Here is a 17,732-nt window from a genome sequence, read left to right as displayed (position 1 = left end):
CGTGGCCATGAGCCATCCCCTCGAGCCCACCGCCGAACAGTTCGCCGCCCTGGCCGCGCGCCCGGCGAATGAGCCGGTGGTGATGGTCAACCTGTTGAAGTTCAAGATCCCCGGCGGGGTGGAGGCCTACCACCGCTACGGCGTGGCGGTGATTCCCCACCTGGAGCACGCGGGCGCCGTCGTCCGCTATGCCGGGATAGCGCCGACCGTCGTGATCGGCGACGGCGAACGGCCTTGGTGGGACGCCATTCTCATCGTCGAGTACCCGACGCCGCAGGCGTTCATCGACATGGTGACCGACCCGGAGTACGCCAAGGCGCACGAGCACCGCATCGAGGCGCTCGAGCGAGGCGCCCTGATCGCGACGTCGACGTGGTCGTTGACTTTCGACTGAGCAGGTCCTAGCGGGTTTCTCCCCGGTCGCGTCTAATTGGTGGATGGAACTGATGATGCCCACCGACGCGATATTTCTGCTGGGAGAGTCGCGGGAACATCCCATGCACGTCGGGGGCTTGCAGTTGTACGAGTTGCCCAGCGGCGCCGGCCGCGGTTTCGTCCGCGGGCTCTACGACCGTTTGGTGGCACAGCAGGATTTTCAGCCCACCTTCCGCAAGCATCCGGCCACGTTCGTCGGCGGTATCGCGAACCTGGGCTGGTCCTACGACAAAGACGTCGACGTCGACTACCACGTCCGGCGCTCGGCGGTCCCGTCGCCCGGGCGGATCCGGGAACTGCTCGAGCTCACGTCGCGGTGGCACAGCAGCCTGCTGGATCGTCACCGCCCACTGTGGGAGACGCACATCGTCGAGGGCCTCAAGGACGGCCGGTTCGCCGTGTACACCAAGATTCACCACGCACTCATCGACGGGGTCTCCGCGCAGAAGCTCATGCAGCGCGCGTTGTCGCTCGACCCCGACGACACCGAGATCCGCGCGCCCTGGACCCTGCCCAAATCCAAGCGCAAGAGCAGCCCGGGCAGCCCGTTGAGTTCGCTGCTGCATGCCGCCGGATCGGTTGCGGCGCTTGCCCCGTCGACGCTTTCGCTGGCGCGCGCGGCGCTCTTCGAGCAGCAGCTGACGTTGCCCTTCGGCGCCCCTCGCACGATGCTGAACGTCAAAATCGGCGGCGCGCGCCGCTGTGCCGCGCAGTCGTGGTCTCTGGACCGGATCAAGAGCGTCAAGAAGGCCACCGGCGTGACCATCAATGACGTCGTCCTCGCGATGTGTTCGGGCGCCCTGCGCTACTACCTGCTCGAGCAGAACGCGTTGCCGGACACGCCACTGATCGCGATGGTCCCGGTGAGCCTGCGCACCGAAGACGAGGCGGACGCAGGGGGCAACCTCGTCGGCGCCATTCTGTGCAATCTCGCCACCGACAGCGACGATCCCGCGCAGCGGCTGCAAACCATCAGCGAGTCGATGCGCAGCAACAAGAAGGTGTTTTCGCAATTGCCGCGCTTTCAGGCACTCGCGCTGTCGGCGCTCAACACGTCAGCGCTGGCCATGGCGGCGGTACCCGGTTGGGTGTCGTCGACTGCGCCGCCGTTCAACATCATCATTTCCAACGTGCCGGGGCCTACTCAGCCGATCTACTACGGAGGCGCCCGGCTCGACGGCAACTACCCGCTGTCCATCGTGCTGGACGGCCAGGCGCTGAACATCACGCTGTCCACCAACGCCGGCAACCTGGACTTCGGCTTGGTGGGATGCAGGCGCAGCGTGCCCCACCTGCAGCGCCTGCTCGCGCATCTGGAGTCCTCGCTTAAGGACCTGGAACAGTCGGCCGGGCTCTGACCGGATGCCAAAGCTCAGTGCGGGTGTGCTGTTGTACCGAACCCGCGACGGCGTCGTCGAAGTTCTGATCGCGCATCCCGGTGGCCCGTTCTGGGCGCGGAAGGACAACGGGGCTTGGTCGATTCCCAAGGGGGAGTACGCCGACGGCGAGGATCCCTGGGCCGCCGCGCAGCGCGAGTTCGCCGAGGAACTCGGGCTTCCCGTCCCCTGCGGCACCCGGCTGGACCTCGGGCAGCTGAAACAGTCCGGCGGCAAGGTGGTGACCGCCTTCGCCGTCGGCGCCGACCTCGACGTGACCGACGCGCGCAGCAACACCTTCGAATTGGAGTGGCCGAAGGGTTCGGGCACGCTGCGAGAATTCCCGGAAGTCGATCGAGTGGGCTGGTTTACGGTGGCGCAGGCCCGCACGAAGCTACTGAAGGGGCAGCTTGCGTTTCTCGACCGACTGATGGTCAATCCGGATCTGGCGGGATTACCCGAGGACGCGTGACGTGCGTGGACGTCGGTGGGGTGACGCCGACGGGCACAATGGCCGCATGACGACCGCCCCGCCCGAGCAAGCCGAATCCCAGGCGCTGCTGCTGCAGCTGCTGGACCCGGCCAACCGGCCCGACCCGTACCGACTCTGTGCGCGGTTTCGCGACGGCGGAGCGATGCGGCTGCCCGATGCCAACCTGGCCGTGTTCTCGAGCTATCGCGATTGCGACGAGGTGTTGCGGCACCCCCTGTCAAGCAGCGACAACGTCAATTCGACGGTCGCCAAGCGGCAGGCCGAGGCGGGCACGGCACCACCGAGGCAGGGTCCGCCGGGCTTTCTGTTTCTCGATCCGCCCGACCACACGCGGCTGCGCAGGCTGGTCAGCAAGGCGTTCGCGCCGAAGGTGGTGAGCGGGCTGGAGCCCGATATCCGGTCGCTGGTCGACGGGCTGCTCGATCGGGTCGCCGAACAGGGCCGCTTCGACGTCGTGGAGGATTTCGCTTACCCCCTGCCGGTGGCGGTCATCTGCCGGCTGCTCGGCGTGCCGCTCGACGACGAGCCGCAGTTCAGCCGCGCGTCGGCGTTGCTGGCTCAGGCACTGGACCCGTTCTCGACGATCACCGGCGTGCCGCCGGCCGTCGCGAACGAGCGACAACAGGCCGGTGCGTGGCTACGCGCCTACTTCCACGGCCTGATCGAGCGCCGCCGTTCGCAGCCCGGCGACGACCTGCTGTCGGGGCTGATCGCGGTGGAGGAGTCCGGAGACCAGTTGACCGAGGACGAGATCGTCGCGACCTGCAATCTGCTCTTGATCGCCGGACACGAGACCACTGTGAACTTGATCGGGAACGCCGTGTTGGCGATGCTGCGGAGTCCCGGGGAGTGGACAGCTCTGGGCGCCGACTCAGGTCGAGCGTCGGCGATCGTGGAAGAGACCCTGCGTTACGACCCCCCCGTGCAACTGGTTGGCCGAATCGCCCTCGCCGACATGGCGATTGGCGGGGCCGAGGTGCCCGCGGGCGACGTCATGATGTTGTTGCTCGCCGCGGCCCACCGCGACCCCGCGGAGTTCGACCGGCCCGACACATTCGATCCCGGCCGGACGCCGTTGCGGCACTTGGGGTTTGGGCGGGGAGCCCACTACTGCCTGGGCGCACCCCTGGCCCGGTTGGAGGCCGGCGTCGCCCTATCGGCGATAGCGGCCCGCTTCCCTGACGCCAGGCTGGACAGCGAGCCGGAGTACAAGGCCAACGTCACGCTGCGGGGATTGTCGCGGCTCATGGTGGCCGTCTAGGTCACCCGCGCTCCCACGGCGGGCTCTCGCCCATCTTCTTGTAGTACTTGGCCAGGTGGCTCTTGACCCGGTCGACGTCCGCCTTCGGCAGGTCGATGCCGCCGCGCGCACCGTCCATGATGGCGCCGGCCGCCATCACTCCGCGTGGCACCGCCTTGAGATCGCCACCGACGACATCGGCGATCAGCAACTTGTATGCCGTGAAGTTGTCCTTCTTGTCGTTGTCGTACCACACGTGGGCGTCGCGATACTTCTGGTTCGGCGCGTCTTCGGCCGCGGCCCACTTGCGCACACGCTTCTCGGCGGCGTCACCGTCCCATTTGCGGTCGCGATCGGCCAACGGCAGATCCTGAAACGCTGTCACTGACATGTAGGTCCGCGTGCCCGCCCGCGCAGGCCCTTAAACGTCCCCGTTGATTGGCCCGCCGTGCCGGCGGATAAGCGGTAGCGTCGTTGGTGCTGGCTGAACGGGAGACCACCATGAAGCGCTGCATCATCGGGGGAGTGGCCGCCGTGCTGACGGCCGGAGGGCTCGTCGCCTCGGCGCCGCCGGCCAGCGCCGGGTGCCAGTACGGCGGATCCTTTCTCAGTAAATGCGATGGACCCGTCCAGCCCGACGGCACCTGGCAACGTTGCGTCGGATTCACCCATCTGATCTGGAACGGCGCCAGCTCCTACCTAGTGCCGGATAAGCGTTGCGACCTGATGGGCCCTGACCAACACCCAGGGGATCTGGCCTTCGCCGACCCGCCGACCCACATCGACGGCTGAACCACCGAAGCCGGTCAACGTCTAACCCGAGCCCAGGCCCGGCACGATGTCACCGAGGCTGAAGGTGACCGGCTGTTCGAGTTGTTCGTAGGTGCACGAGCGCGGTTCGCGATCCGGACGCCACCGGTTGAACTGCGCGGTGTGCCGGAAGCGCCGGCCCTCCATGTGGTCGTAGCGGACCTCGACCACGCGCTCCGGTCGCAGCGGCACGAACGAAAGGTCTTTGCCGGCGTTCCAGCGGGAGAATTCGTTCTTGCGCGGCGTTCGTTCGCCGGCCTCGTGGGCGGCCCAGTTCCACGGGTGGCCGTCGAAATCGGTGACTAGCGGCTGCAATTCGGTGAATAGGCGGCGCCGCTCGGCCATCGGGAAGGCGCCGATTACGCCGACGGAGGCGAGCTGACCGTCGTCCTGGTAGAGGCCGAGCAGCAGTGAGCCGATCGCGTCACCGCCGGACTTGTGCACGCGATAGCCGGCCACCACGCAGTCGGCGGTGCGCTCGTGCTTGATCTTGAACATGACGCGCTTGTCGGGCTGATAGGTCACGGTCAGAGGCTTGGCGACGACACCGTCGAGGCCGGCCCCTTCGAATTCGTCGAACCAGCGCTGCGCGAGGTCGATGTCGGTGGTGGCCGGCGTGACGTGGATCGACGGGCCGGCGTCTGCCAACGCCTCGACGAGGGCGGCGCGCCGCTCGGTGAACGGTCGCTGCGTGTAATCGGCGTCCTGAAGGGCGAGCAAGTCGAACGCGATGAACGACGCGGGCGTCGCCTCGGCGAGCATCCGCACCCGCGAATCCGCGGGGTGGATCCGTTGCTGTAGCGCCTCGAAATCCAGGCCGTGGTCCGTGGCGATGACGATCTCCCCGTCGATCACACAGCGCTGGGGCAGTTCGGCCCGCACCGCGGCAACCAGTTCGGGGAAATAGCGTGTCATCGGTCGCTCGTTGCGACTGCCTAACTCCACTTCGTCGCGGTCGCGGAAGCAGATGGACCTGAATCCGTCCCACTTGGGTTCGTATGACGCTTCGGGCGGGATCGATCGCACCGACTTGGCCAGCATGGGCGACACCGGGGGCATGACAGGTAGGTCCATAGGCCGATTGTGCTGGAATCGTTGGTATGGCTGCTGCAGAAGAGCTCGACGTCGACGGTGTTGCGGTGCGCCTGACGAATCCGGACAAGGTCTATTTCCCCAAGCTGGGCGCCAAAGGTACCAAGCGGCGGCTCGTCGAGTACTACAGAGCCGTGGCAGGAGGTCCGATGCTCGACGCGCTGCGTGACCGGCCCACCCACCTGCAGCGCTTCCCGGACGGCATCGACGGCGAGGAGATCTACCAGAAGCGCATTCCGCAGCACCATCCCGAGTATCTGCAGACCTGCCGGGTGACGTTCCCGTCCGGACGCACCGCGGACGCGCTGAAGGTGACGCATCCCTCGGCGATCGTGTGGGCGGCGCAGATGGGCACCATCACGTTGCATCCGTGGCAGGTGCGCTGCCCCGACACCGACCATCCCGACGAGTTGCGCATCGACCTCGACCCGCAGCCCGGCGTCGCTTTCGAGCAGGCGCGGGCGGTCGCCGTCGACGTGTTGCGGCCGTTGCTCGACGAGCTCGGTCTGGTGGGTTACCCCAAGACGTCGGGCGGCCGCGGCATCCATGTTTTTCTGCGGATCGCCACGGACTGGGATTTCGTCGAGGTGCGCCGCGCGGGCATCGCGCTGGCCCGCGAGGTGGAGCGCCGGGCGCCCGATGCCGTCACCACGTCGTGGTGGAAGGAAGAACGGGGCGAGCGGATCTTCATCGATTTCAATCAGAACGCCCGGGACCGAACCATGGCGTCGGCTTACTCGGTGCGGCGCACCCCGATCGCGACGGTGTCGACGCCGTTGACGTGGGATGAGCTGGCCGACGCGGAACCCGACGACTACACCATGGCGACTGTGCCCAATTTCGTGAAGGGCCGCGAGGATCCTTGGGGCGCAATGGATGACGTGGCGCAGTCGATCGCGCCCTTGCTGCAGATGGCCGAGGCCGACGAAGAACGCGGTCTCGGCGACATGCCGTATCCACCGAACTACCCGAAGATGCCCGGCGAACCCAAACGCGTTCAGCCCAGCCGGGATACGGATTTGAAGAAGGACAACAAGTCGAAGTGATCCCGCTGTGGCCGGCGCGAGCGCGGGCCTTGAACGCGATTTGTCACAGTGACGGTCGTGGTGGTCTAAGCGCGTGTCTAGGCATTTGGGGTAGCGCTACCACTTCAAGGCAGCCCGAATCGACTTGATGTGCAACCATACAAGCGCTCTGCCAGTCAGCGCGTCGGTACGCGCTGACCGGCGCGCCCCATGGGCCCAAAAGTGGTCCTTACCAAGCGAAGCGCGCCAGCCAGCGCGAAGTCCAACCTACGGTGTGCAGGTGATGCCGGTGACCCCGCCGCTGCAGGAGAAGGTAGGCAGTGTGCAACCGGAGCTGGTCAGTGCGGTGAAGCCCAGAACCAGGCCGAGAACAACCTTGTACTTCAAACGAGACATGCCCACTCCGTTCGTTGAGGAGAAATGTTCGCCCGAGAGGCACTATTCTACGTGAGTAGAATGCGGAAGACTATGGTAATCAACGAATTTGCGCGGGAAATAAATGGCGTGAGCTTGATTTCCTTGTGGCAGACGGCCTAAGGAGATTCGCGGTCCCGACAGGCGAGTTGTCCCAGCCCCTGGGCAGCTAGACGAAAAAGGTCTGTCCCCTGGGCGCCAAGAAGTTTCGGCAGAGTGAGCGCAAATACTTGTGCAGCCTTCTTCAGCGGCATGCGTGCACATCAGGCGGAGGCGCGCCAACCCGGCGCGCCGGGGCTGCGAGTGGCAGGCCCGATGAACTACGTGAGGGCCGAGATCAACGGCGGCCCTCGGTCGCACGAAAATGCCTGATAAGCAAGCATTTACGCCGGGGCTGGCCGAATGTCGGTACGCAAACTGGCACGCCCATGCCATCAAACGATGCACTCGATAGGTCGAAGAAGTCGGCCGTACCAAGTAGGGCGTGCCAGTAGCGCAACCCCCGACGGTCGCCAGGCAGCTCTACGGCGTGCAGGTCAGGCCAGGGCCGCAATCGATCGTTAGCGGAAACGTGCATCCGGAAGCTGCGGTAGCGGTGAAGGCCAGGACCAGCCCGAGAACGACCTTGTACTTCCAACGAGACATGAACCACTCCATCCCCTGAGGAGAAATGTTACGCCCGAGGAGGGCTATATTACGTGAGTGCAATGCGGAATGCTATGGCATTCACTAAATTTCCGACGACCTACGTCAACTGATTGAAGTCGGGGGCTGGGACGCCGAATCCGCCTCCGACCGTGGGCTGATGCGTCGCGGGCGGCAGGTTTTGCATTCATTCCCGAAAGTGTCCCGAAGTGCAGAACACGCGATAATATGAGGCAGCGCACGCTCCGACCTACGTTCCAGAGAATGCAGGTCGATGTGGAACGTGTTCGGGGGAGCCGACATACGGGCCTAGCCGGCGGAATGCGGCCTTTGTTCGCGTCTCCCGGTATCGGCATGCCCGTTGCAATTCTGCCGGCGCACTCGGTAGGCTGACGCGACGACCAATACTGACCGCGCCGGCGGATCCGCACGTGCCGATTCCGGTCTCCCATCACGAACCGTCAATGCTTTGAATGCATTTCATGCAAAAGCGCCGTCATGCCTCGGGCTCCCAAGATTCCAAATCCGGTCAGCCCGGCCGAGAAAAGTAAGCTTGACCGCTATGCGGGCGGCGGTTCGGGCGTGGTGTGCGGCGTTGGCCTTCGCGCTCGCTGCCGCGGCCGGCGTCACCGTCGCAACCGCCGCGCGCGCCGAGCCGGGCGGCCTCGCCGCGCGCGACCGCCTGGTTGGCTGGGACACCTACCGCCGCCTGGACCGGTTGCCCTATCTGCGCACCGACACCCGGGCCTTGCAGCTGTCCAGCTTCGACCGCAGCGGTGGTGATTTCGACCTCTCCACCGGAAACCGCAACGGCACCGGCGGATGTTTGGCGTCGGGCGGCGCCGGCTGCGTCGTCGCGGAGGATCGCGGTGCCGGCGAGGTGGATTCGATCTGGTTTACCCGCGACGGCGGCAAGGTGACCCGGATCGGAAACATCCGGGTCGAACTCGATGGCCGGACGGTGTTGGACGCTCCCTTGCAATCCGTGGTCGATGGTGCGCTTGGTGCGCCATTCGAATGGCCGCTGGTCGCCAACGCGGCGCAGTCGCCGGGCGGGGTGTACGTCAAGGTGCCGATGCCCTACCGCGAGTCGATGCGCATCAGCGTCACATCCAATCTCGAGTACTACCACGTCGACTATCGACAATTCTCGACGGGCGATGGCGTCACCACCTTCTCGCCCTCCGACCGTGCGCTCGACGTTCTCGCCACGCTGCGCGCAGCGGGCACCGCCGACCCTAAACCGTCGACAGCAAGCGCGGTTCACGACGAGCGGAGCATCGACCTTCCCGCCGGCGCCACGGCGGTGATCGCGGAATCGACGGGCCCAGCCAGCGTCTCGGCGTTGCGACTGCAACTGCCCGACGCGACAGGTCGACTCTTGAACGGCCTGCGGCTGCAGATGGAATTCGACGGGCGGACCATGGTCGACTCCCCGCTCGGGGAGTTCTTCGGGGCCGGCTTGGGCCCCGAGACGGTGCGGTCGTTGATGTTCGCCGCGATCCCGCAGCCCGGGGGATCGCTGACGCTGTCCGCATGGTGGCCGATGCCGTTCGCCCATTCAGCTCGCCTCACACTCGCGAACACCACCGGTGACCCCGTGGCCGGAATCGGCAGCGACGTGGCGACCGCGCCCGACGCCGAGTGGGAGTCCGCGTTGGCCAGCGGACGCGCCGGCTATTTCACCGCCCGTTCCCATTCCGCGCCGACCGCCTTCGGCCAGGACTGGTTGTTCGCCGACGAACAGGGCCACGGCAAGTTCGTCGGCGTCAGCCACACCATCCGCGGTTCCCGAATCAAAACCGCGTTCAGTGACACCGCCCCTTACTTTCTCGAAGGGGCGGAGCGCGTGTACACCGACGGTGCCGCATCGCCTCAGTGGTACGGCACCGGCACCGAGGACCTCTACGAGGGCGGATGGTATTTCAAGGACGGCACGCGCTTCAGCGACCCGCTCACGGGTCAACCCGATCAACGCACGGCGGCCGGCGGTTGCTCAGACTACTGCGTCGCCGTCTACCGGATCATGCTTGCCGACGCCGTCGACTACCACTCCGCGATCCGCTTCGGCATCGAACACGGCAAGCGGAACATGGTCCAACCCGATTACAGCTCAACCGCATTCCTCTACACGCAACCCAACGACACCCTGGTCGCCGGCGACGATGTCCGACCCAGTGATCCGGTCAGCCGACTGCTGCACGGCTACGCCGACGCCGATGCCACCGATCAACTACTGGTCAGCGAATACGAGGGCAGCGAAGACATCCGTCCGGTTATCGGGTCGGTCCGCTCCACCACGGCCGCGATCACCTTCCACGTCGAAATCGATCCGGACAACCGCGGCATCCTGTTGCGCCGCACGTCGGATCAAGCGAACGGATTCCAATGCGTGGAGGTGGCGGTCGACGGCCTTCCCGCCGGCACCTGGTTGCAACCGCGGAACAACGCTATTCACCGCTGGCTCGACGACACCTATCTCGTACCGCCACCGCTCACTGCCGGCAAGGCGCAACTGACGATCACCCTTACGCCCGTGAACGGCACGCCGCCCTGGACGGCGAGCCGCTACCAGCTCGAAACGGTGACCGGTTGACCGCTAGGCAGCGGGAGACCGCATCACCCGGCCGGCCAGGAGATAGGCGATCAACACGCCCGTCAATCCGGCGACGGGAGCCACCGAGGACGACCAGCCCGACAACACGAAGTAGCCGAAGGCGGCGCCGACGGCCAGCAGGGCCGCGTGCATCGGCGTCCAGCGCTCGATCGACGGCAACCAGAACGCCAACCCCATGCCGAGGAGCAGCGCCAGAACGTGACCGAACGCGGTGAAGTTCGCGTCCAGCGTTGCCACCAACGCGACGCCGAGCCACCAACCGATCCACGCCGGGCGCCAGCGCGCAGGTATCGATGCGGTCAGCGCGCCCAACACGCACCCCGCCCCGTAGCTGATCCCGACGTCCGTAGCGCGCGCCACCGAGAACGGCAGCCTTCCCGTCTCGACCGCGGCAACCAGCCCCACCGCGACGATCACGGTGGCGCCGATGTGGCCGACGGCAAAGGTGATCAGCAAACCCCGGCCACGCCAGATGAGCTCGCCCAGCGCCAGCAGGCACACCAGCCCCGGCAGCCAGAGATAGACATCGCCGCCGTCGCTGACGAACGCGCTACCGACCAAGCTGCCGAGGTTGCCATGCGCCAGGTTGTGCAGGTTGGTGCTCATATCCCTGACTACCGCGGCGCGGGTGTGCCCCCCGAGGGCGGACAGGGTGACCGAGACGGCGAGCAGCATGACGGTGTATGCCGCCGTGACGGGCAGGCGGTCGGGGCGCGCACGGAGCTCCGTGTGGGACGCCGTCACTGACCGTTCCAGCCCCGGTCACGGGCGAGCAGGTCGGCGACGGTTTCTCTACGCACCAGTTCCCGGGACCTGCCGCCGGAGACCGCGACCAGCGGCGGGCGGCCCACCATGCAGTGCCTCGGCACCATCGAGTGCTGATAGGCGCCGGTGCAGGCGACGGCCAGCAGATCTCCGGGGCGGACATCGGCCGGCAGCTCGACGTCGCGGGCGAGTTCGCTACCGTCGCCGTGCCGGCCGACGACGGTGACGGGCGCGGCCGCGGTCGGACGGTGCCGATTGGCGAGCGCCATCGTGTATTTCGCGTCCGGGCGCTCGACGCCGGGCACGTCACTCGAGCCGCCGTCCACCGCGACGAAGGTGTGCCCTCCGGGTTGGCGTTTCACGGCGATCACCCGGCAGAGCATCATTCCTGCTCGCGCGGCGATGGCGCGGCCCGGCTCGATCACGATCCGGGGGCGAGGGAATTCGTGCTGGGCACAAGCCGATTCCAGCGCGCCGTCGATGGCGGTGCCCAGCGCACGCACGTTGAGTTCGGGGTCGCCGGAGAGGTACGGGACTGCATGTCCACCGCCGAGATTGAGTTCGGTGAGCACGACCTGATGGCGGTCGCGGACCTCGGCCATCACGCCGATCATCTGGCGGATCGCCTCACCGTAGAGCGAGGCGTCGGTGAGCTGTGATCCGAGCCGGCAGTGCAACCCGACCAGATCCAGCCACGGCTGGTCCAGGACACGCCTCAGCGCGCCGGCCGCCTGGCCGCCCGCCAGCGCGAAGCCGAATTTCTGGTCGACGGCCCCGACGTCGGGGATGACCCCCACCAGCACGCGCTGACGCTGACGCACCCGGCAGGCCAGGAGGGAGACTTCGCTCGGGGTATCGACGACTATCCGTCCGACGCCGGCGGCGACCGCGTCACATAGCTCGGCCGCGGTGATCACCCCGTCGAGGATGATCTGTGACGGTGGGACGTCGGCGGCGAGTGCGGTGGCCAGCTCGCCGGCCGAGGCGACGTTGACGCCGGCCCCTTCGTCTGCGGCCCAGCGGGCGACGTCGACACTCAACAGCGCCTTGGCGGCGTAGACGAGCTCGGCGTCGGGCAGGGTCGCGCGATAGCAGCGGATGCGGGCCCGAAAATCCTCTTCGTCCACCACGTACGTGGGTGTGCCGAATTCGGCGGCGAGGTCGTCGGCGGCGACGTCGCCCACGCAGATTCGGCCCAGGTCGTCGACGTAGGCGCTCAGCGGCCAGATCGCGCGATCGAGGTGCGGGTTTTGCCCGTGCCTCAGCGACGGAAGCAGCTCGAAGAGCGTCATGTCTCCACGGTGCCGGTCCGGCCGGGCGCGTGTCGCATTCTTTACGAAGCCTTCACACCGTGCGGCAAATCTTCACAGATTCGGAACACTGGCCGCGATCGAGGCGACCACCTCGTCCGCGGACACGATCGCGGTCGCGTAATTCGGGATGTTCACCTCGAGCGCGGCGCGCATCTCGACCTCCGAATAATCCGCCGTCCCGTCACGCACCACCGTCACCTCGTAGCCGAGCTCCGCGCCGTAGCGAACCGTGGCCTCCAGGCAGGTGTGGGCGATCAGGCCCATGACGATGAGCCGATGAACGCCGTGCCGCTTGAGCTGCAGGTCCAGGTCGGTGTTGGCGAAACCACTCGAACACCAATGCTCGTGGGCGACGACGTCGCCGGGCCGCGCCTCGAACCCGCTGCGCAGCTCACCGCCCCAGCTGCCGAATTCAAAGGTCTTGCGCGACCATGCCGCCTTCTGGACCGGCGCGATGTGTTTCCACGTCTCGTAATCGCCCGGGCGGTATCGGCGATGCAGCGCATAGAAAACGCGGATGTCCGCGCCCCGGGCGGCGTCGAGCACCCGCTTCATGTGCGTCACGCAGCCGTTGCTCTCGATGACGCCCTTCAGGCGCTCCCACACCTTGCCGCCCGGGGAAATGAAGTCGTTGTACGGATCGATCAACACCAGCCCGGTGGTGTCCTTGGTGTACGTCACGCGGTCATCATCTCTCCCCGAGCGACGGGACGAAGGGGATGTCGTCGGATGCGGCACGACGGGCAGCCAGCAGCGTCCGGGCGGCGTCGCCGATCGGCACGCGGAGCGGCAGTTGCGGCTTCTCGGCGGCATCGGCAACCTCGGCGGCGACCTGCTCCGGGGTGATCATCCCGGCCCGCGGCCCACCGCCCGCCAGAATTGCGGCGTAGGGATCGTCGGGCAGGGCATAGGTCGTCACGTCGTCGAGTGCGCCGGAGCTCACCGCACCGGGCTCCAGCAGGCAGGCCTGCACGCCCAGCGGCGCGACCTCGATGGCGAGCGCCTCGACGAGGGCTTCGAGTGCCCACTTGGTCGCGGCATAGGCTGCGCCCGGTGGCAGCACGATGCGCCCGACGACGCTGGACATGAACAACAGCTTCCCGTCGCCCCGTTCGCGCATCTGCGGCAGCACCGCCTGAGCCACCCGCAGGGCGCCGACCGTGTTGAGGTCGAGAACCCGCTGCAGTTCCGGCAGCGGAATCGCTTCGACCGCCGAATAAAAGATCACCCCGGCGTTGGAGATGACGACGTCGAGATCACCGGCGGCGGCGACAGCCCCGTTGACGCTCGCGTTGTCGGTGACGTCGAGGGCCAGCCGTTGGTCGACGTCGAGACCGGCGAGCGTGTGCGGGTCACGCGCGGTGGCGACGACGCGATGACCGCGGCGTGCGAACTCGGTGGCGATGGCGCGGCCGATGCCGCGGCTGGCCCCCGTAATTAAGACGGAAGACATGGTGTGCTCCTTTGTCGGGTGTGGGCGGCCGTCGGCGACCAGAATCGGCGACTCATCGCCGCGACTCGAAGATCAGCAGGGTGCTGCTCGCGGTGGCGACGAGGTTCCCCGACGAGTCGGTGAGCTTGCCTTCGGCGAAGCCGATCCGCGAGCCGGCCTTGACGACGGTGCCGACGGCCAGCAGCGGCCCGCTGCCGACGGTCACGGCTTTGAGGTAGTTCACCTTGATCTCGACCGACGTGTAGCCGACGGCCTGCGGCAAGGTGGTGTGCAGCGCGCAACCGGCCACCGTGTCGAGCAGCGTGCACACGATCCCACCGTGAACCATTCCGAGCGGGTTGTAGGTCGACCCGTCCGGGCTGCAACGGAACGTGATGGCGCCGTTGTCTACCTGGACGACGAGCATCGGAATCAGCTCTCCGATGGGTGGCGGCGGCAAGTGCCCGTCGGCCACCGCGCGCCAGTACGCCAACCCCGACATCGACGCGACGTTGCTCTGCGTCGTGATCGGGTCTCGCCACGTCACCAGCCGCGACTGCTCCTCGCCCCAGCGTGCGGTGGCCCCGGGATGGGCTTGTTCAGAAGTCGTCATCGATTCCTCGAAAACTGATCGGTTTACTTGTCTGGCCTAACGTAGCCGGACTTCGGTCGCTTGTAAACCGATCGGTGTACACTGGTCGACATGGTCGACTCCGTGACGCGCACCTCCGGCGGCCGTGGGGCGCGAGATCGTATCGAGCGCGCCGCGGCGAAGCTCTTCTACGGCAACGGAATTCACGCGACTGGGGTCGAGCTGATCGCCCACGAGGCGAGCGTCTCCAAGCGCACGCTCTACCAACACTTTTCGAGCAAGAACGAGCTGGTGGACAACTACCTGCGCCAGGTGGACGCCCGCGGCGGCTCGCCCAACGAGCGGCGCCTACAGGATGAGGCGCTGCCCGCACGCGAGAGGCTGCTGGCCATCTTCGAGATGACACGCCGCGACGTCGTGCGGGGCTGCCCGTTCCACAATGCCGCCGTGGAGTCGGCGGGATCACTCGCCAGCACCGATGAGATCGTGCGCGCCCACAAGCTGGATTTCAGCCGGCGTCTCACGGCCGTCGCCCGCGAGGCCGGCGCCGCCGATCCGGAGCTGCTCGGCCAGCAACTGGCCGTGCTGTTCGAGGGCGCCACCGCGATGGCCACCTCGCTGAACGACACCGCGCCTGTCGTGCATGCCCGCGCGGCCGCCGCCACGCTCATCGACGCCGCGCTGAACTCTTGACTGCGGCGTCTTCCGGCTGTTAGACAAGGCGTGCGCCACAAATTTGGGCGATCGCCCAAAATGCGGCGCCTGGAGGTGGCGATGGGCCGGATGGACGGCAAGGTCGCGTTCGTGACCGGCGCGGCACGCGGGCAGGGCAGGAGTCACGCCATCCGGCTCGCTCGGGAGGGCGCGGACGTCATCGCCGTCGACATCTGCCGCAAGTTCGAGGCGTCACCCGTCGAAGGGGCCACCCCCGAAGATCTCGACGAGACCGCCGGCTTGGTCAAGGACGCCGGGGGCCGCGTCGTCACCGCCGAAGTCGACGTCCGCGATTTCGACGCGCTGCGAGCCACCGTGGACAACGGCGTCGAACAGCTGGGGCGCCTCGACGTCATCGTCGCCAACGCCGGCATCGGCACGACGGCGGGAAAGCTGCACAAGACCCCGGAGTCGCTGTGGCAGGAGATGATCGACGTCAACCTCAGCGGCGTGTGGAAGACGGTGAAGGCCGGGGTCCCACACATCCTGGCCGGTAACCGCGGCGGGTCGATCATCCTGACGTCGTCGGTGGCCGGGTTCAAGGCCTACCCGCACGTCGGTCACTACGTCGCCGCCAAGCACGGCGTGATCGGCCTGATGCGTTCGTTCGCGGTCGAATTGGGCCAGCACATGATCAGGGTCAACGCCGTACTCCCGACACACGTCAATTCGCCGCTGTTGATGAATGAGACCACCTACCGCGCCTTCAGACCGGAACTGGAGAACCCCGGACCCGAGGATCTCGCGCCCGTGTGTCAGAGCTTCCACTACCTGCCCATCCCCTGGGTGACCCCCGAAGACGTCAGCAACGCCGTGCTGTTCCTGGCCTCCGACGAAGCGCGGTACATCACCGGCGTCGCGCTTCCGGTCGACGCGGGCAGCTGCCTGAAGTGAGGAAGGCACCGATGACGGTCACCAGCGACACCGACGTCTACTACGACCCCTACGACGTCAACATCAATGCCGACCCGTATCCGACCTATGCGCGGCTGCGCGAAGAGGCGCCCATTTATTACAACGAGCGCTACGACTTCTGGGCGCTGTCGAGGCATTCCGACGTCGAACGGGCGCTGGCCAACTGGGAGACGTTCTCCAACCGGCGCAGCGACATCCTCGAGCTCATCCAGTCGAAATTCGAGATGCCCGGCGGCGTCATGATGTTCCAGGATCCGCCCGAGCACACGAGGCTGCGCGGGCTGATGTCGCGCGTGTTCACTCCGCGCCGGATGGCCGAGCTCGAAGAGCAGATCCGGCAGTACTGCGTGCGGTGTCTGGACCCGCTCGTCGGCTCGTCCAGCTTCGACATCATCGCGGAGCTGGCCTCGATGATGCCGATGCGGGTGATCGGGATGCTGTTGGGAATCCCGGAGTCCGAACAAGTCTCGGTGCGCGACGCGAACGACGCCAACCTGCGCACCAAGCCGGGCGCCCCGTTGAAGGTTGCCGACGCCGACTCGATCGCCGACGGCCGGATCTACGCCGACTACGTGGAATGGCGGTCCAAGAACCCCTCCGACGACCTGATGACGACGCTGCTCAACGTCGAGTTCGACGACGACCGGGGCGTGCACCGCAAGCTCACCCGCAACGAGGTGCTGCACTACACCCAGGTGGTGGCCGGCGCGGGCAACGAGACGACCGGTCGGCTGATCGGCTGGCTCGCCAAGGTGCTCGCCGAGCATCCCGACCAGCGCCGCGCGGTCTACGAGGACAGGTCGCTGTTGACCCGCACCGTCGACGAGACGCTGCGCTTCGAACCGACGGGACCGCACGTCGCGCGGTGGATGGCCAGGGATTTCGAGTGTTACGGCACGACGGTCCCGGCCGGCAGCGCGATGCTGCTGCTCTTCGGCGCCGCCAATCGCGATCACCGTCGCTACGCCGACCCGGACACCTACGACGTCCGCCGCGACAACATCTCGCACATCACGTTCGGGAAGGGTGTGCACTACTGCCTTGGCGCCAATCTGGCCCGCCTCGAGGGCCGCGTGGCGCTCGACGAGATCCTCAACCGCTGGCCCGAATGGGGCATCGACTACGACACCGCGCGATTGGCCTCGACGTCGACCGTCCGCGGTTGGGAGCGGCTGCGAGTCGTGTTGCCCTGAAACGCGTTAACCCGGCATCTCGAATCTGTCGATGATCCGGTTCACCAGCGCGACGGCCTCCAGGTGGCCGGTAGTGGCGCCCAGCGCCTGCTCCAGGATCAGCATGCGACCGACCGCGGCGATGATGACCGCGATGCCGGCGGGCGGGAAATCGCCGGTGTCCAGCTCGTGTTCGCGGACGATGAAGTTCAGCGCGGTGATCTGGATTTCGCGCCAGCGGTCCGACCAGGACGCGATCTCTGCCCGAATCTCCTTGCGGTGGTTGGCCAGTCCCATGAACTCCAGCAGCAGGCGGGTGTCCTTCGGCTCGATTAGGGTTTCCCAGAAGGCATGCAGGGGCCGGTCGGAGGCGAGCGCCCCCTGCTGGCGCTCGAGGTAGGCGGCCGCGCCGCGCCGGAAGACGTTCAGGTAGAGCTCGTCCATCGTGGGGAAGTAGTAGTGCACCAGGGCCGGTTTAACGCCGGCTTCGGCCGCTACCCGGCGCGAGGTGGCCGCGGCGTAACCCTCGTCGACCATGATCCGAATGGTCGCGTCGATCAGCATGTCGCGTGTCGTGGAATCCCGCGGCTTCGGTCGTTCGGAAGCGGTCATGGGGTGGTGTTCCTGTCGACGAACCCGGGCGCGCCGGCAATTGGGCGATCGCCCAAAAGTTTAGCCTGAC

The 17,732-nt window shown here is 66.8% G+C and carries 19 protein-coding genes; 10 read left to right on the top strand and 9 right to left on the bottom strand.

From position 1 onward, the window contains the following. Positions 1 to 7: 7 nt before the first annotated feature. The 4 genes from BRW65_RS12040 to BRW65_RS12025 are packed head-to-tail and all read left to right on the top strand — an operon-like array spanning position 8 to position 3,565. On the top strand, positions 8 to 394 hold the full coding sequence (locus BRW65_RS12040) for a DUF1330 domain-containing protein (RefSeq protein ID WP_073874828.1): 387 nt from the start codon (positions 8 to 10) through the stop codon (positions 392 to 394). Positions 395 to 437: 43 nt separating this feature from the next. Continuing rightward, positions 438 to 1,793, top strand: coding sequence for a WS/DGAT/MGAT family O-acyltransferase (locus BRW65_RS12035; RefSeq protein ID WP_073874826.1), 1,356 nt, complete (start codon positions 438 to 440; stop codon positions 1,791 to 1,793). A 4-nt stretch (positions 1,794 to 1,797) separates the two neighbouring features. After that, positions 1,798 to 2,283 carry an NUDIX domain-containing protein gene (locus BRW65_RS12030; protein WP_073874824.1) on the top strand — a complete coding sequence of 162 codons (486 nt, stop codon included), beginning with the start codon at positions 1,798 to 1,800 and terminating at the stop codon, positions 2,281 to 2,283. 46 nt (positions 2,284 to 2,329) lie between these two features. Next, positions 2,330 to 3,565: a cytochrome P450 gene (locus tag BRW65_RS12025; protein WP_073874822.1), complete on the top strand. Its 1,236-nt coding sequence runs from the start codon at positions 2,330 to 2,332 to the stop codon at positions 3,563 to 3,565. 1 nt (position 3,566) lies between these two features. Here the strand turns inward: BRW65_RS12025 and BRW65_RS12020 are convergent, their stop codons facing one another. Then, entirely contained in the window at positions 3,567 to 3,935 is a 369-nt protein-coding gene (locus BRW65_RS12020; protein ID WP_073874820.1) for a hypothetical protein, read from the bottom strand. 110 nt (positions 3,936 to 4,045) lie between these two features. Between BRW65_RS12020 and BRW65_RS12015 the strand changes: the two genes are divergently transcribed. Further along, positions 4,046 to 4,336 (top strand): CDGP domain-containing protein, encoded by a 291-nt coding sequence (locus BRW65_RS12015; RefSeq protein ID WP_073875065.1) that lies wholly within the window; start codon positions 4,046 to 4,048, stop codon positions 4,334 to 4,336. A gap of 21 nt (positions 4,337 to 4,357) precedes the next feature. Here the strand turns inward: BRW65_RS12015 and BRW65_RS12010 are convergent, their stop codons facing one another. Continuing rightward, on the bottom strand, positions 4,358 to 5,428 hold the full coding sequence (locus BRW65_RS12010) for an ATP-dependent DNA ligase (RefSeq protein ID WP_073874818.1): 1,071 nt from the start codon (positions 5,426 to 5,428) through the stop codon (positions 4,358 to 4,360). A gap of 26 nt (positions 5,429 to 5,454) precedes the next feature. Here BRW65_RS12010 and ligD point away from each other — a divergent pair, with 26 nt between their 5' ends. After that, positions 5,455 to 6,492, top strand: a complete 1,038-nt coding sequence (gene ligD / locus BRW65_RS12005; RefSeq protein ID WP_073874816.1) for a non-homologous end-joining DNA ligase — start codon at positions 5,455 to 5,457, stop codon at positions 6,490 to 6,492. A 246-nt stretch (positions 6,493 to 6,738) separates the two neighbouring features. Here the strand turns inward: ligD and BRW65_RS32660 are convergent, their stop codons facing one another. Then, positions 6,739 to 6,867 (bottom strand): hypothetical protein, encoded by a 129-nt coding sequence (locus tag BRW65_RS32660; protein ID WP_279627665.1) that lies wholly within the window; start codon positions 6,865 to 6,867, stop codon positions 6,739 to 6,741. 1,225 nt (positions 6,868 to 8,092) lie between these two features. Between BRW65_RS32660 and BRW65_RS11995 the strand changes: the two genes are divergently transcribed. Continuing rightward, the gene (locus tag BRW65_RS11995; RefSeq protein WP_073874814.1) at positions 8,093 to 10,126 is read left to right on the top strand and encodes a glycoside hydrolase family 172 protein; all 2,034 of its coding nucleotides are present in this window, start codon (positions 8,093 to 8,095) and stop codon (positions 10,124 to 10,126) included. Between the two features lie 3 nt (positions 10,127 to 10,129). Here the strand turns inward: BRW65_RS11995 and BRW65_RS11990 are convergent, their stop codons facing one another. The 5 genes from BRW65_RS11990 to BRW65_RS11970 form a co-directional block, all read right to left on the bottom strand. Beyond that, positions 10,130 to 10,891 carry a rhomboid-like protein gene (locus BRW65_RS11990; RefSeq protein WP_073874812.1) on the bottom strand — a complete coding sequence of 254 codons (762 nt, stop codon included), beginning with the start codon at positions 10,889 to 10,891 and terminating at the stop codon, positions 10,130 to 10,132. Continuing rightward, on the bottom strand, positions 10,888 to 12,204 hold the full coding sequence (locus tag BRW65_RS11985; protein ID WP_073874810.1) for a diaminopimelate decarboxylase family protein: 1,317 nt from the start codon (positions 12,202 to 12,204) through the stop codon (positions 10,888 to 10,890). The genes BRW65_RS11990 and BRW65_RS11985 overlap by 4 nt, the downstream gene beginning before the upstream one ends. A gap of 72 nt (positions 12,205 to 12,276) precedes the next feature. Continuing rightward, on the bottom strand, positions 12,277 to 12,906 hold the full coding sequence (locus tag BRW65_RS11980; protein ID WP_073874808.1) for a cysteine hydrolase family protein: 630 nt from the start codon (positions 12,904 to 12,906) through the stop codon (positions 12,277 to 12,279). Between the two features lie 7 nt (positions 12,907 to 12,913). Continuing rightward, on the bottom strand, positions 12,914 to 13,678 hold the full coding sequence (locus tag BRW65_RS11975) for an SDR family NAD(P)-dependent oxidoreductase (RefSeq protein ID WP_073874806.1): 765 nt from the start codon (positions 13,676 to 13,678) through the stop codon (positions 12,914 to 12,916). Positions 13,679 to 13,730: 52 nt separating this feature from the next. Next, positions 13,731 to 14,270: a PaaI family thioesterase gene (locus BRW65_RS11970; protein ID WP_073874804.1), complete on the bottom strand. Its 540-nt coding sequence runs from the start codon at positions 14,268 to 14,270 to the stop codon at positions 13,731 to 13,733. 90 nt (positions 14,271 to 14,360) lie between these two features. On the opposite strand from BRW65_RS11970, the gene BRW65_RS11965 reads away from it, so the two are divergent. The 3 genes from BRW65_RS11965 to BRW65_RS11955 are packed head-to-tail and all read left to right on the top strand — an operon-like array spanning position 14,361 to position 17,071. Then, on the top strand, positions 14,361 to 14,942 hold the full coding sequence (locus BRW65_RS11965) for a TetR/AcrR family transcriptional regulator (protein ID WP_073874802.1): 582 nt from the start codon (positions 14,361 to 14,363) through the stop codon (positions 14,940 to 14,942). A gap of 60 nt (positions 14,943 to 15,002) precedes the next feature. Then, positions 15,003 to 15,857: a mycofactocin-coupled SDR family oxidoreductase gene (locus BRW65_RS11960; protein WP_279627664.1), complete on the top strand. Its 855-nt coding sequence runs from the start codon at positions 15,003 to 15,005 to the stop codon at positions 15,855 to 15,857. A gap of 11 nt (positions 15,858 to 15,868) precedes the next feature. Next, positions 15,869 to 17,071 (top strand): cytochrome P450, encoded by a 1,203-nt coding sequence (locus BRW65_RS11955; protein ID WP_073874800.1) that lies wholly within the window; start codon positions 15,869 to 15,871, stop codon positions 17,069 to 17,071. 6 nt (positions 17,072 to 17,077) lie between these two features. On the opposite strand, the gene BRW65_RS11950 is transcribed toward BRW65_RS11955, so the two are convergent. Continuing rightward, on the bottom strand, positions 17,078 to 17,662 hold the full coding sequence (locus BRW65_RS11950) for a TetR/AcrR family transcriptional regulator (protein WP_073874798.1): 585 nt from the start codon (positions 17,660 to 17,662) through the stop codon (positions 17,078 to 17,080). Positions 17,663 to 17,732: the final 70 nt, after the last annotated feature.

Origin of the sequence: Mycobacterium paraffinicum (genome assembly GCF_001907675.1) — a bacterium.
GTDB lineage: Bacteria > Actinomycetota > Actinomycetes > Mycobacteriales > Mycobacteriaceae > Mycobacterium > Mycobacterium paraffinicum_A.
This window is presented reverse-complemented; position numbering and strand designations above follow the sequence as displayed.

Coding starts and splice junctions, on each gene's coding strand:
- BRW65_RS12040 (WP_073874828.1), top strand. CDS start 8: ATGAGCCATCCCCTCGAGCCCACCGCCGAACAGTTCGCCGCCCTGGCC.
- BRW65_RS12035 (WP_073874826.1), top strand. CDS start 438: ATGGAACTGATGATGCCCACCGACGCGATATTTCTGCTGGGAGAGTCG.
- BRW65_RS12030 (WP_073874824.1), top strand. CDS start 1,798: ATGCCAAAGCTCAGTGCGGGTGTGCTGTTGTACCGAACCCGCGACGGC.
- BRW65_RS12025 (WP_073874822.1), top strand. CDS start 2,330: ATGACGACCGCCCCGCCCGAGCAAGCCGAATCCCAGGCGCTGCTGCTG.
- BRW65_RS12020 (WP_073874820.1), bottom strand. CDS start 3,935: ATGTCAGTGACAGCGTTTCAGGATCTGCCGTTGGCCGATCGCGACCGC.
- BRW65_RS12015 (WP_073875065.1), top strand. CDS start 4,046: ATGAAGCGCTGCATCATCGGGGGAGTGGCCGCCGTGCTGACGGCCGGA.
- BRW65_RS12010 (WP_073874818.1), bottom strand. CDS start 5,428: ATGGACCTACCTGTCATGCCCCCGGTGTCGCCCATGCTGGCCAAGTCG.
- ligD (WP_073874816.1), top strand. CDS start 5,455: ATGGCTGCTGCAGAAGAGCTCGACGTCGACGGTGTTGCGGTGCGCCTG.
- BRW65_RS32660 (WP_279627665.1), bottom strand. CDS start 6,867: ATGTCTCGTTTGAAGTACAAGGTTGTTCTCGGCCTGGTTCTGGGCTTC.
- BRW65_RS11995 (WP_073874814.1), top strand. CDS start 8,093: ATGCGGGCGGCGGTTCGGGCGTGGTGTGCGGCGTTGGCCTTCGCGCTC.
- BRW65_RS11985 (WP_073874810.1), bottom strand. CDS start 12,204: ATGACGCTCTTCGAGCTGCTTCCGTCGCTGAGGCACGGGCAAAACCCG.
- BRW65_RS11975 (WP_073874806.1), bottom strand. CDS start 13,678: ATGTCTTCCGTCTTAATTACGGGGGCCAGCCGCGGCATCGGCCGCGCC.
- BRW65_RS11970 (WP_073874804.1), bottom strand. CDS start 14,270: ATGACGACTTCTGAACAAGCCCATCCCGGGGCCACCGCACGCTGGGGC.
- BRW65_RS11965 (WP_073874802.1), top strand. CDS start 14,361: ATGGTCGACTCCGTGACGCGCACCTCCGGCGGCCGTGGGGCGCGAGAT.
- BRW65_RS11960 (WP_279627664.1), top strand. CDS start 15,003: ATGCGGCGCCTGGAGGTGGCGATGGGCCGGATGGACGGCAAGGTCGCG.
- BRW65_RS11955 (WP_073874800.1), top strand. CDS start 15,869: ATGACGGTCACCAGCGACACCGACGTCTACTACGACCCCTACGACGTC.
- BRW65_RS11950 (WP_073874798.1), bottom strand. CDS start 17,662: ATGACCGCTTCCGAACGACCGAAGCCGCGGGATTCCACGACACGCGAC.